Origin of the sequence: Brachybacterium sp. p3-SID1565, assembly GCF_025143785.1 — a bacterium.
GTDB classification, from domain to species: domain Bacteria; phylum Actinomycetota; class Actinomycetes; order Actinomycetales; family Dermabacteraceae; genus Brachybacterium; species Brachybacterium epidermidis.
Genome location: NZ_JAMBDS010000036.1, coordinates 19,117 through 32,530, shown reverse-complemented (window position 1 = coordinate 32,530; position 13,414 = coordinate 19,117). Strand labels below are relative to the sequence as shown.

Annotated in this window: 11 protein-coding genes; all 11 read left to right on the top strand. The window is 70.4% G+C overall.

Going from position 1 to position 13,414, the window contains the following annotated elements; translation table 11 throughout:
• The first annotated feature begins 97 nt into the window (after positions 1–97).
• The gene (locus M4D54_RS09565) at positions 98–1,048 is read left to right on the top strand and encodes a carbohydrate ABC transporter permease (RefSeq protein WP_193864945.1); all 951 of its coding nucleotides are present in this window, start codon (positions 98–100) and stop codon (positions 1,046–1,048) included.
• A gap of 1 nt (position 1,049) precedes the next feature.
• The gene (locus M4D54_RS09560; RefSeq protein WP_193864946.1) at positions 1,050–1,934 is read left to right on the top strand and encodes a carbohydrate ABC transporter permease; all 885 of its coding nucleotides are present in this window, start codon (positions 1,050–1,052) and stop codon (positions 1,932–1,934) included.
• Positions 1,934–3,133, top strand: coding sequence for a glycoside hydrolase family 88 protein (locus M4D54_RS09555; RefSeq protein ID WP_193864947.1), 1,200 nt, complete (start codon positions 1,934–1,936; stop codon positions 3,131–3,133). The genes M4D54_RS09560 and M4D54_RS09555 overlap by 1 nt, the downstream gene beginning before the upstream one ends.
• A 96-nt stretch (positions 3,134–3,229) precedes the next feature.
• Positions 3,230–4,129, top strand: coding sequence for a dihydrodipicolinate synthase family protein (locus tag M4D54_RS09550; RefSeq protein ID WP_193864948.1), 900 nt, complete (start codon positions 3,230–3,232; stop codon positions 4,127–4,129).
• 197 nt (positions 4,130–4,326) lie between these two features.
• Positions 4,327–5,865, top strand: a complete 1,539-nt coding sequence (locus tag M4D54_RS09545; protein ID WP_259891102.1) for an SDR family oxidoreductase — start codon at positions 4,327–4,329, stop codon at positions 5,863–5,865.
• Between the two features lie 217 nt (positions 5,866–6,082).
• On the top strand, positions 6,083–6,802 hold the full coding sequence (locus tag M4D54_RS09540) for a DUF998 domain-containing protein (RefSeq protein WP_193864950.1): 720 nt from the start codon (positions 6,083–6,085) through the stop codon (positions 6,800–6,802).
• A gap of 293 nt (positions 6,803–7,095) precedes the next feature.
• Positions 7,096–8,037, top strand: coding sequence for an ABC transporter permease (locus M4D54_RS09535; protein WP_193864951.1), 942 nt, complete (start codon positions 7,096–7,098; stop codon positions 8,035–8,037).
• Entirely contained in the window at positions 8,034–9,155 is a 1,122-nt protein-coding gene (locus tag M4D54_RS09530; protein ID WP_193864952.1) for an ABC transporter permease, read from the top strand. Before M4D54_RS09535 ends, M4D54_RS09530 begins: the two co-directional genes overlap by 4 nt.
• A complete protein-coding gene (locus M4D54_RS09525) occupies positions 9,152–10,852 on the top strand; it encodes an ABC transporter substrate-binding protein (RefSeq protein WP_193864953.1) in 1,701 nt (566 codons plus the stop codon). The genes M4D54_RS09530 and M4D54_RS09525 overlap by 4 nt, the downstream gene beginning before the upstream one ends.
• Complete coding sequence (locus M4D54_RS09520; RefSeq protein WP_193864954.1) at positions 10,849–12,666, top strand: ABC transporter ATP-binding protein; 1,818 nt, start codon at positions 10,849–10,851, stop codon at positions 12,664–12,666. Before M4D54_RS09525 ends, M4D54_RS09520 begins: the two co-directional genes overlap by 4 nt.
• Positions 12,663–13,400 (top strand): glutamine amidotransferase, encoded by a 738-nt coding sequence (locus tag M4D54_RS09515; protein WP_259891100.1) that lies wholly within the window; start codon positions 12,663–12,665, stop codon positions 13,398–13,400. Before M4D54_RS09520 ends, M4D54_RS09515 begins: the two co-directional genes overlap by 4 nt.
• Positions 13,401–13,414 lie beyond the last annotated feature (14 nt).

Genomic DNA, 13,414 nt, shown 5'->3' with positions numbered 1-13,414 from the left:
CCGCTGTACGCCGACCTCCAGCAGTACTGCGGCGCCGGGGGGGGGCCCCCCCCCCCCCCCCCCCCCCCCCCCCCCCCGCCCGCCTCCAGGAGAGACCATGGCTTCCCCCAGCATCCGACAGACCGCTCCCCCACCCTCGCGCCACCGCACGCGCGGCGTGCGCATGCGCAGCTGGTACGACAAGACCGGCTTCTGGCTGCTCCTGCTGCTGCCGGTGCTCATCACCCTGGCCGTCTTCCAGTTCTATCCGCTGCTGGAGACCCTGCGGATGGGGTGGACCGACGAGGGTGCCCGGACCGCAGACCCGGGGTTCGTCGGCGCCCAGAACTTCGAACGCCTCCTCACCGAGGACCCTCACTTCTGGGGGATCGTCCGCAACAGCTTCATCTGGGTCTTCCTCTCGGTGATCCTCCAGCTCGTGATCGGCACGCTCGCGGCCCTGGTCCTGAACTCGAAGATCGCGCTTCGCTCCGTGTGGCGCGGGCTGCTGATGGTGCCGTGGGTGACTCCCACGGTGGTGGTCGGCGTGATCTGGCGTTGGATCTTCGAGGGCTCCAACTCCGGACTGGCGAACTTCTTCCTCACCCGGCTCGGGGTCTTCGATCAGCCCACGGTGTTCCTGGCCTCCGAGTTCTGGGTGTGGCCGGTGCTGCTGTTCGCCTCCACCTGGAAGGGAGTGCCGTTCGTGACCCTGCTGGTGCTGGCGGCACTGCAGGGCGTCCCCCAGGACCTCCACGAATCCGCGGCGGTGGACGGCGCCGGGCGGGTCAAGCGGTTCTTCCACGTCACGATCCCGTCCATCCGCGGCACCCTGTTCACCACCGGGATGATCTCCCTGGTCACCACCTGGTTCAAGTTCGAGCTGATCTGGGCCCTGACCAACGGCGGCCCGGGCTTCGCCACCTCGATCCTGCCCACCTACGTGTACACCTGGGCGTTCAACCGGCTCGAGTACGGCATGGCCGGGGCGGTGGCCACCCTGGCCCTGGTCATCATCTTCGTGGTCGCGGCCATGTACGCCCTGCTGTTCCGAGACAAGGAGTCCTGAGATGACGACATCACAGGTCACCGGCGAGGTCATCGCCCCCCGCAAGAAGAGGGTGAGGCCCCTGGACCTCATCGGCCGCTACACCGCCCTGTTCGTGCTGATGGCCTTCCTCCTGCTGCCCGCACTGTGGATGGCCTTCTCCTCGCTGAAGCCGAACTCGATGCTGTTCGGCTCCACCCCGGACTTCTCCCTCGAGGGGGTGAGCCTGGACAACTACCGGTGGGCGCTGCGACCCGACGGCATGGACATGACCCAGCTGCTCATCAACACGTTCTCCACCAACATCATGTCGGCCCTGCTGACCACAGTGTTCTGTGCTGTGGCCGGGTACGGCCTGGCCCGCTACAAGGGCGGCCTGGCCCGGGCCCTGGTGGCATTCCTCGTCATCTCGCAGATGATCCAGGGCCCGATGATCATGGTGCCCTGGTACCAGATCGCCGCCACCTTGGACCTGATCAACACCCGCGAGGTGCTGGTGCTGATCTACCAGACCCTCACCATCCCCGCCGCGATCTGGCTGATGGCCGGGTTCTACCGCGCCATCCCGGTGGAGCTCGAGGAGGCTGCAGCGATGGACGGCTGCTCCAAGTTCGGGACGTTCTGGCGGATCATCCTGCCGCTGTCGCTGCCCGGGTTGGCAGCGATCTCCCTCTACGCCTTCATCCTGGGATGGAACGACTACCAGTACGCGCTGATCCTCACCAGTTCCGAGTACTCCAAGACTCTCCAGATCGGGATCGCCCAGGTGATGAACTCGATCGGCGCTACCAACTGGGGCGGGATCCTCGCAGCCGGCACGATCGCCGTGATCCCGGCGGTGATCATGTTCTCGTTGGTGCAGAAGACGTTGATCTCCGGCCTCACCGCTGGATCGGTGAAGGGGTGATGCCCGCCGAGGCCTCGAACCCCCGATCGCGCCTGGAGACGATGGCCGAACGAACCCGCGCCTTGCTGGAGTCGGTGCCGGATGGTGGCGCACCGTACGTCGCTATCGACGGGGACGTCTCAGCGGGAGCCGTGCACGGCTCACGCACCCCGCCCTGGACCTTGGGGTTCTGGCTGGGCCAGTTGCACCTCACTGAGGCGGTGATCCAGGACCCCTCGGTGCGCCGTCGGCTCGACTCAGAGCAGGAGAAGCTGTGCGGTCTGGTGATGGACCGTGGACCCGAGTTCGACCACGACCTCGGCTTCCTGATGATCCTGGGGCCCCTCGCCGATCTCCGCAGCGGGGTGCGGCCGCAGTACCGCGAAGCACTTGCAGCAGCATGCGAGGCACTGGCCGGGCGGTACAACCCGGAGGGCCGCTTCCTGCGTGCTCACGGCTGGCAGGGCTCCACCGGCGCACACATCGACCAGCCCGGGGACAACGACGGCCCCGCGGGGAGGTTCATTGCCGACACCTGGATGAACCTGCCGCTGCTGCTGTGGGGAGCCCGCGAGTTCGATCGTCCGGCCTGGGCCGATGTCGCCGTCGGTCATGCCCGCACGGCGAGGGAGCTGCTCACCACGCCCGAGGGCTGGGTGCTGCACGGCTACGAGATCGATCCGGTCACCGGCGAGCGGCGCGGCCCGTCGACGATCCAGGGGGACTCCCCCACCAGTCCATGGTCCCGGGCACAGGCGTGGACCGTCTACGGGATGGAGCTGACGGCCAGGATGCTGGGGGCCCAGGGCTGGCTTCCGCCGGATGAGGCCGAGCAGTGGCGCGGGGACGCGGCCGCGCTCGCGCGCAGGTTCCTCGACCATTCGTTGCCCTCCGGGGTGGCCCCTTGGGACTTCTCGATGCCGCAGGGGGAGCAGACGCCGTCCGACACCTCTGCTTCGGCCATCGTGCTGGCTGCGCTGACTGCCTGGGAGGGGTCAGCACCACACGGCACCACAGGACCCCCGGGTGCCGCTGACAGGCTGCAGGCTGCACTGGAGCCGTACTCTCAGCCGGACCGAGCGGGAACGGGACTGCTGGGAGGCGGGCTGTACTACTACCCGGCGGGCCGAGGGATCGATGAGCCCTGCGCATGGGGGGATTATTTCTGGATGGAGGCGGCCGCTCGACGCCAAGGGATACCGGTGCCGTACGACCTCTGATCGGGACCATCGGATACATCCGATGTCTCGGCGGGCGGAAGAATCGTGGCAGAAGATCCGCGGGCCGAGCGGATCGGTCGGGACCGGAGCTGAGCCATGACCTTCCAGGGGATCATCCCTGCCCTCGTCACGCCCTACGACAGCGCCGGCGAGGTGTCCTTGCCGGTGCTGCAGCGCTTGGTGCGCACCCTGAATGCGGAGGGGGCCGACGGCTACTTCGTCACCGGCAGCTCGGCAGAGTGCTACCTGCTCGACACCGCCGAGCGTCTGCGGATCCTGGAGGCCACCGTGGAGGCGGCGGACGGTCGTCCGGCCCTGTTCCACATGGCGGCGAGCGATCATCGCGACACCCTGGAGCTGGCACGGAGGGCCGCCGACGCCGGCGCCACGGGCATCAGCGCCAACATTCCCACCTACTTCACGTACACCGACGAGTCACTGGCCACCTACTTCCGCGAAGTCCGCGAGCAGACGGACCTGCCGCTGCTGGCGTACTACATCCCCGGCCAGACGGGCCGGAAGCTGCCGGCGGACTTCTTCCTGGAGCTCGCTGAGCAGGACGTGCTGCACGGCATGAAGTACACCAGCGCCGACCTGTCGGTGATGGCACGCGTGCGCGCCGAAAGGCCCGATGACTTCGCGATCCTCTCCGGGGCCGACGACGCCCTGCTGGGCTCCCTCGCCCAGGGCGCCGACGGGGGCATCGGTTCCACCTACAACGTGATCTGCCGGGTGTTCGCGGAGCTGTACGCGGCGTTCCGGGCGGGCGATCTGGCGGAGGCCACACGGTTCCAGCACCTGGTGATGCCGGTGTGGAACCGCATGGACGGATGGGAGTTCATCCCCTTCCTGAAGGCGGTGCTGCGCGGCCGTGGCCTGGACGTGGGGCAGGCCCGCAAGCCGATGGCGCAGATCCCTGCCGAGACGGACCAGGCGTTGGCCGGGGCCCTCAGTGGTGTGCCTGAGCTGGAGCCGTACCTGATCCGACCCCTCTGATCGGGGCTCCTGCGCGGCCCCGTCCGACAGGGGCTCCTGCACGGTCCCCTCGGCGCGGGGCCTGGCGCGGGAGCCTCGGCGTGGCCGGGGTCGGCGTGGCGGGGGTCGGCAGCACGAGGCGCGGACGCCAATCCCGACACCGCCACGCCGACAGCTCCTACACCCTCATCTGTGAAGAGGCGCTCTACTGTGGGCCCATGAACGCACCCTCGCCCCTGCTCAGTCTGTCCACTCCCGCCGGCGCAGGCCGGTCCGTCCTGGTCACCGGGGCCACCGGTTACGTGGGTGGGAGGCTCATCCCCGAACTGCTGGCCGCCGGCTTCGAGGTCCGGGCAGGTGCCCGCAAACCCGAGGTCCTCAGCGACCGCCCGTGGGCCGATCAGGTGGACCTGGTGCGCTGCGACCTCAGTGAACCAGACCAGGTGCGAGCTGCGATGGACGGGGTCCACACGGTGCTGTACCTGGTGCACTCCATGGGCAGCGGCGGAGACTTCGTGGAGCGCGAGCAGGGCATCGCCGACGTCGTCGCCGTGGCTGCGGAGCAGGCAGGCGTGCAACAGCTGGTGTACCTCTCCGGGCTCCACCCGGATCGGCCCGTCGACGAACTCTCGGACCACATGCGCTCACGTGAACTGGTCGCACGCCGTCTGGACGCCTGCTCGGTGCCCACCCTCACCTTCGAGGCAGGCGTGGTGATCGGCACCGGGTCGATCTCCTTCGAGATGATCAGGCACCTGGCCGAGCGGCTCCCCGTGATGCCTGGCCCGAAGTGGCTGGCCAACCGGGTGGAGCCGATCGCGATCCGTGACGTCCTGTACTACCTCCTGCACGCGTGCGCGCTGGAGGAGCCGGTGCAGGCACGTGCCCAGATCGGCTGCGGCAGCGCCCAGACCTTCGCCTCCATGCTCACCGACTTCGCCGCGGAGGCCGGGCTGGCCAGGCGTCGGGTGGTGCCCCTGCCCCTGCCGGCGCAGAAGCTGTCCGGGGTGTGGATCGGACTGGTCACTCCGATCCCGGTGGGTATCGCCATCCAGTTGGCCGCCTCGCTCGCGGAGGACGCGGTCACCGACAACCATGAAGTGGCGCGGCTGATCCCGGATCCGCCCGGCGGTCTTACCTCCTACCGGGCGGCCGTCCGGCAGGCCCTCGCCCGACAGGCCGAAGGGCCACTGGAGGTGACGTGGGACTCGGACCTGACGGCCTCGGCCGAACCCGCCGACCCGATCCCCGCTGACCCGGACTGGGCGGGGCAGACGGTCTACACGGACACGCGGGAGAAGACCTCGACGCTGCCCCCCGCCACGGTGTGGTCCGTGATCGAATCGATCGGCGGCCAGAACGGCTGGTACTCCACACCAGGCCTGTGGAGGATCCGCGGCTGGATGGACAAGCTCGTGGGCGGGCCGGGCCTGACCCGCGGTCGCCGCGATCCGCGCACCCTGCGTGTGGGTGATCCGGTGGACTGGTGGCGCGTGGAGTCCATGGAGCGCGGGCGCAGCCTCACCCTCCGCGCCGAGATGCGGGCCGGTGGACGGGCCTGGCTGCAGCTGGGGGTGGAGGGCACCCCCGAGGGGTGCGTCTACCGCCAGCGGGCGGTGTTCATGCCCTCGGGCATCGTGGGCCGCGCGTACTGGACGGCGATCCTCCCCTTCCACGCCGTGGTGTTCCCGTCCATGGCCAAGAACATCCTTGAGGAAGCCGGGCGACGAGTGGACGGCACCCCCGTCGCGGACTGAACCGCGGCGGACTGATCTGACGGCTCCCGCTGACGGGGTGGCCCAGCGGGATGACAGGGTCAGCTCCACCACTGGCGCGGGCTCGGGCAAGACCCACCTGCTGATGATGTCGTGCGGGGAAGTGAGCAGGGCCGACAGGTGCGGCCCTCTCATCCCTTGGTCGGAGATCAGCCCGGATCGTTGGTCGAATGGGCGGGAGCACCGCAGGATGGCGAGCATGACCTCCTCCTCTGCCCGCCCGACGGCGACCCCTGCGTCAACAGCTCGCCCGACGACACCCCGTCCTGCCGCGACCGGCCCCGCCTCGACCCGCCGGCCCGTCCTGGTCACCGTCGGGGCCGTGGCCCTGCTCGGGCAGGCCGTTTCCATCCCCGCCGAACTGGTCGGCATGGCCCTCTCCGCCCTCCCTTACGACCCCGTGCGGCAGACCATCAGCGACCTCGGCTCGACCACCTGCACCGCGATCCCCTACCCCTCCGGGGCCGTGGAGGTGTGCTCCCCCGCCCATGCGGTGGTCAATGGCGGGATGGTGCTGGCGGGCCTGCTGGTGCTGGTGGCATCGGTGTGCCTGGCCGGGGCGTGGTGGCGCCGGTCCCGTCCCCTCGCGGTCGCCGCAGTCGGCACGCTCGCGCTTACCGGGGCGTCCACCCTGGCCACCGGCCTGGTGCCGCTGGACGTGGACCTGATGCTGCACAGCCTGGTGTCCTTGCCGGCGATCCTAGTGAGCCCGATCGCGGTGATGGCGCTGGCGGTGCTGTCACTGCGCGGGCCCCTGCGTGTGATGTGCCTGGTGGCCGCCGCGCTCGCGCTGGTGGCGGCGGTGGTGATGCTGGGGACCGTGGACTCCGGCGGGATCATGGGGCTGACCGAGCGGATCGCCGTGTGGATCCCGGTGCTGGTGATGGCGCTGGTGGGCGCGGTCGAGCTGCGGCGCTGATCCCCCGGCAGGGCCCCTGCTGAAGGACCCCACGCCCACCCCGAGCTGTCGACGCTCGAGGAGCGCACCCGCGGCCTGATCGCTCAGCACCTCACCGGCCTCGGCTCCAGCACATCGGCGGCGGGGTGGTCGGGGTGCTGGAGAACGGCCCGGGCCTGACCGCCGCTGAACGACTGCGGATCCTCGAGGCGATCAAGGGTGATCTGTGACGCTCCGTGACCCCGCGATGTTCATGGGCGTGTAGGGCAGTGCCATACTGCCCATAGTTTTTCTTTGCGCGACCGAAAGTAACGATGATGACGACGAGCGATGCTCTCCCGGTCGAGGCCGCGGTCTCGCTGGACGACCGCACCGCCCGGACCCCCGTGTGGCGCGCCTTCCTGCGGCCCGTCCCGGCTGCCGCTGCCGTGGTCGTCGCGGCGAGCGTGCTCGCTGCGGTGTTCGCCCCGCAGCTCAGCGCACTGTCCGACAATGACCCGTTCACGTACCACCCCGAGGCCCTGGGCCCCGACACCGCGCCGCTGGGAGCCTTCGGTGGGGTCAGCGCCGACCACTGGTTCGGGGTGGAGCCCGGCACCGGCCGTGACCTGTTCTCCCTCGTGGTCCACGGCGCCCGGGTGTCCCTGCTGGTGGGCATCGCCTCCACCCTGCTGGCCACCGTCATCGGCGTGGTGCTCGGGATCGTGGCCGGCGCCGTCGGTGGGTTCGTCGAGAAGCTCGTGGAGGTGGCCACCGATGTCACCCTGGGCTTCCCCTTCCTGATCTTCGCGATCGCCCTCAGCGCCCTGTTCCCGCTCGAGGCCCCACGCGCCCTGCTGCTCACCCTGGTCATCGGCGTGTTCGGCTGGCCGGGCATCGCTCGCGTGGTCGCTGCCGAGACCCGCGTGATCGTGCGTCAGCCGTACGTGGTGGCCTCCCGCGTGATGGGGGCACGCCTGGCCCACGTGCTGCGGCACCAGGTGCTGCCCAACGTCGCCTCCACCGTGATCGTCTACTCCTGCATCTCTCTGCCCGGCCGCATCAGCGCCGAAGCCACCCTGTCGTTCCTCGGCGTCGGCGTGCTGCCGCCCACCCCCTCGTGGGGCCGGTCGATCGGTGACGCCATCAGCTGGTTGCTGGTGGACCCCGCCTTCCTGCTGTTCCCCGCAGCGGCGCTGTTCCTTGTGACCTTCTCCTTCAACATCCTCGGCGACACCCTGCGCGACGCCCTCGATCCCCGGGGGGCACAGCGATGATCCCCGCCCTGCAGCGCGCGGCCCGCAGCGTGGTGGTGCTGCTGATGGTCATGACGCTCACCTTCGCGATCTTCTACCTCGCCCCCATCGACCCTGCCCTGCAGATGTGCGGCAAACCCTGCTCCCCGGAGGACCTCGAGGCCGCCCGCGGCTTCATGGGCTTCGACCAGCCGTGGTTCGCCCAACTGGGCACCTTCCTGGTGGCGATCTTCACCGGGCGCACCTTCGGCTCGGCCGAGGTGGCCGTCCAGTGCGCCGCCCCCTGCCTGGGGTACTCCTTCCAGCTGCACCAGTCGGTGACCGAGCTGATCGGGGACCGCTTCCCGGTCACGTTCTCGATCGCCCTGGGCGCCGTCGCGCTGCAGGCACTGTTCGGGATCGCCGCCGGGGCGCTGGCCGCCCGCCGCCAGGGAGGCATCCTGGACCGCACCGTGACCGGGGTGTCCGTGGTTGCGGCCTCCGCCCCCGCCTTCGTGGTGGGCCTGCTGGCGGTGGTGGTGTTCGCCCTGCAGCTGGACCTGCTGCCCAGCGGCGGCTATGAGCCCTTCATCGAGAGCCCCCTGCAGTGGGCCCGCCACCTGGTTCTGCCCTGGATCACCCTGGCCTTCCTCAATGGCGCCGTATACGCACGCCTGGTGCGGTCCTCGATGATCGAGCAGCTGGGCTTGGACTACGCGCGCACCGCACGGGCTGCCGGCCTTCCGGAACGACGGATCGACCGGTACGCGCTGCGGAATCTCGCGCTCCCGCTGACCACCCTGATCGCCCTGGACATCGGGGCACTGCTGGGCGGCACCGTCATCACCGAGCGGATCTTCGGCCTGCCGGGCCTGGGCGCGCTGCTGCTGGACGCGACCTCCACCGCCGACCTGCCGGTGATCGTGGGCACCACCCTGGTGGGCTCCCTGCTGATCGTGCTTGCGAACCTCTGCGCGGATCTCGCCCGCCCCCTGCTGGACCGGCGCCTTGCCGCCACCGGCAGGCGCACCACCACCCTGTCCGACCACGGCACGGGCGAGCCCGACCCCTCCGACTCCGACCCCTCCGGCCCCGACCCGACCAGCTCGACCCACTCGATCCCTCGGCCGTCCCGCACCACCCAGGAGACATCCCCATGAGCACCTCGCCCCGCACCAGCTCGACCTTCTCCCGCCGCAGCATCCTGCTGGCCACCCCCGTGATGCTCGGCACCGGCGCCCTGGCCGCCTGCTCCGGCAATGGCTCCGGGAGCTCCGGCAGCTCCGGGTCTGACGGCGGCGGTCAGACCGGTGGCACCCTGACCATCTACACCACCGGCGAGGAGATGAGCTTCGACCCGGCCACCAGCCAGAGCCTCGCGATCACCTCCCTGGGCCTGACCGCGCGCCGCCTCACCGCCTGGAAGACCTCTCCGGACGCCCCCACCGAGCTGATCCCCGACCTCGCCACCGACACCGGCACCCCCTCCGAGGACGGGAAGACCTGGACCTTCACCCTCCAGGAGGGACTGAAGTTCGAGGACGGGACCCCCATCACCGCCGCCGCCGTGAAGTACGGGCTGGAGCGGTCCTTCGCCCCCGAGCTCACCGGCGGCCTCACCTACCACAAGGTGCTGCTGGAGGGCGGCGAGGACTACGCGGGGCCGTTCTCCGGTGAGCACCTCGACTCCATCGAGGCCGTCGACGACCTCACCCTGGTGCTGCACCTGAACCGCCCCTACGGCGACTTCGGCTGGGTGGCCTCCAACCCCGCCTTCGCCCCGGTCCCGGAGGACTCCGGCCAGCCGGAGACCTACGCCACCCAGCCTGTGACCAGCGGCCCCTACCGCGTGGAGTCCTACTCCCCCGGCGCCAAGGCCGTGCTGGTGCGCAACGAGCACTGGGACGCAAGCACCGACCAGGCCCGCACCGGCGGCCCCGACACCATCGAGTTCGCGCTGGCCCAGGATGCGAGCGTGGTGGCGCAGTCGATCATCGCCGACCGCTCCGACGCCCAGGACGGGTTCCTGGCCAGCTTCGTGCCCACCGCCCAGCTGGTGCAGGCCCGCAACGACCCGAAGGTGGGCGATCGCCTAGTGACCTCGGGCCCCGGGGCACTGGAGTACCTGGCGCTGAACACCGAATCGGAGGCCCTGAAGGATGTGAACGTCCGCAAGGCGCTGCAGTACGCCGTGGACAAGGAGGCGTACCGCACCGCGAAGGGCGGGGAGATCTCCGGCGACTTCGCCACCACCTTGATCACCCCGGGCATCGCCGGCCGCGAGGAGTACAACCTGTACGCCGAGGATCCCACCGGCGATGCCGAGGAGGCCAGGCGCCTGCTGGCCGAGGCCGGGGCACAGGACCTGTCGCTGCGCCTGGTCATCCAGGACACCCAGACCGCCGCCGCCGAGTCGATCCAGCAGGCCCTCACCCGAGCCGGGATCACCGTCACCATCCAGCCGCTGGACGCCAACGCCTACCAGTCCGAGGTGACCGCGGGCGACGGCAGCGCCTACGACATGGTGCTCAGCTCCTGGCAGCCCGACATGCCCTCCCCCAACGCCAACCTCACCCCGCTTTTCGAGTCCACCCAGATCGGCAACGGCAACTACAACCTGGCGCGGTATGCGAACGAGGAGGTGGACGCGGCACTGCTGGAGGCCTCCTCCACCCTCGACGCCGACGAGGCCGCCGCCAAGTGGGCGGCCGTGGACAAGCGGATCATGGAGGACTCCCCCGTGGTGCCGCTGATCTACTCGAAGAACTCCTTCATCCACGGCTCCGGGGTGGAGAACTTCGTGATCGGGCAGTTCCCGGCCTACCCGAACTACCTCACCACCACCCTGAAGGCATGAGCGACAGCACCCGCGCCACCGATGCCGGGCCCGCGCAGGATCCCGGCTCCACGGGAGACCCGGACCTGCTGGCCCTGCGGAACCTGCGGGTCACCATCGCCGGCAGGCCGATCCTGAAGGGCCTGGACCTCACGGTGCGCGCCGGGCGGATCACCGCCCTGGTGGGCGAGTCCGGCTCCGGGAAGTCGATGACGGCACTGGCCACCATCGGGCTCGCACCCGCCAGCGCACAGGTGACCGGCAGCGCCCGCTTGCGAGGCGAGGAGCTGCTGGGCAGGTCGCCCCAGCAGATGCGCCGCACCCGCGCCGGGGGCCTCGGGATGATCTTCCAGGAGCCGGGGCAGTCACTGTCACCGGTGATGAAGGTCAGCGCCGTCTTCCGCGACGTGCTCGGGGTGCGCGAGAACATCCGATCCCGCCCCCGAGCCGCGCAGCGCACCCGGGATCTGCTGGCCTCGGTGGGCCTGCCGGACCCGGACCGCACCGCCTCCTCCTACCCGCACGAGCTCTCCGGCGGTGAGCTGCAGCGCGTGGTGATCGCGCTCGCGCTCAGCGGGGACCCCGCGCTGCTGATCGCCGATGAGCCGACCACCGCTCTCGATGTCACGGTCCAGCGCGGCGTGCTGGACCTGCTCACCCGGATCGTGCGCGAGCGCGGCATCGGAGTCCTGCTGATCACGCACGACATGGGCGTGGTGGGCGAGATCGCCGACGACGTGGTGGTGCTGCAGGGCGGCGAGGTGCGCGAGACCGGCACCGTCCAGCAGGTGCTCGGTGCCCCCACCGCCCCTTATACGCAGACGCTGCTGTCGGCCGTGCCGAGACTGTTGCCCAGCCTGGAGCGGGCGTCAGCGCGGTCGAGCGCCGAGCAGAAGGACGGTGCGTCCACACGGGGCGACGACGATACTGCCGCACGGGGCGACGACGATGCTGCCACGCAGGGCGAGAGCGACCCATCCCGCGGGACCGCCGCATCGGAGCCCCCGGTGGTGCGCGTCGAGGGCTTGTCGGTCCGCTACGACCGGCGTGGTGGGTCCCACCTGGCGCTGGACGACGTGGGCTTCGAGATCGGCCGCGGGCAGATCCACGGCCTGGTGGGCGAGTCGGGCTCGGGAAAGTCGACATGGGGCAAGGCCCTGGTGGGGCTGGTCCCGGCCCAGGCGCGCGTGCTCGAACTGGACGGGACGGACCCCCGCAGCCTCTCCCCGGCGGCTCGCCGCGGGGTGTACGCGCGGGCCGGCCTGGTGTTCCAGGACCCGGCCTCGTCCCTGAACCCTCGCCGCACCGTCGGGTGGAGCATCAGCGAGCCCCTGCACCTGGCGGGCGGGGTGGGCCGCGCCGACGTAGACCGGCGAGTGCATCACGCCCTGGAGCAGGTGCGCCTGCCCGCGTCCTACACGCAGCGGCTGCCCCACGAGCTCTCCGGCGGGCAGCGGCAGCGGGTCTCGATCGCTCGCGCGCTGATCCTGCAGCCCTCGCTGCTGATCGCCGACGAGCCCACCAGCGCGCTGGACGTCACCGTGCAGGCGCACGTGATCGAGGTGCTGCGCGAGGCCATCGAGGAGGCGCGCTTCGCCTGCGTGTTCATCAGCCACGACCTCGCGGTGGTGGGATCGCTCGCCGATCACGTGACGGTGCTGCGCCGCGGCCGGGCCGTGGAGCAGGGCACCGTGCACCAGGTGCTGGGCAGCCCTCGGCACGAGTACACGCGGGCGCTGCTGGAGAGTGTGCCGGACCCGTCGCGGCGCCTGCGCGAGGGCCAGCGGCCCGCCTGTGAATCAGTGGGTCGGCCTGAGGCTACGATGCGCGGATGAGACCGTTCCTGCTGCTGGCCACCCGGTTCGAGGACGAGGCCGCCGACGCCGAGTACGAGGCGTTCCGTCGATTCGCCGGCCTGCGCGCGGACCAGCTGGTGCGGGTGCACCTCGAGGCAGCACCCCTGGGCGAGATCGACCTGGCCGAGTACTCCGGCGTGATCGTGGGCGGCAGCCCCTTCACCACCTCGGACCCGGAGGACTCCAAGAGCGCCACCCAGCAGCGGGTCGAGAGCGACCTGAAGCGGGTGCTGGACCTGGTGATCGAGCACGACGTGCCGTTTCTCGGCGCCTGCTACGGCGTGGGCACGCTCGGGGTGCACCAGGGTGCGATCGTGGACCGCACCAACGGTGAGCCCGTCGGCGCCGTCACCGTGCGGCTCAGCGAGGAGGGCAGGCGCGATGCTCTGGTGGAGGCCGCGGGCCTGCCGGACTCGTTCACGGCGTTCGTCGGCCACAAGGAGGGCGTCCGCTCCCTGCCCGAGCACGCCGTGTGCCTGGCGAGCTCGGCCACGGCACCGGTGCAGATGTTCCGCGTGGGCACCCGGCAGTACGCCACCCAGTTCCACCCGGAGCTGGACGTGCCCGGCCTGGTGCAGCGGATCCGCATCTACAAGGACGCCGGCTACTTCTCCCCCGACGAAATGGACGATCTCATCGAGGAGGTCAGCCAGGTCGATGCCGGCGCTCCGGCCGGGGTGCTGCGCGGCTTCGTCAAACTGTTCGCGCGGTGAATGGGGACCGGACA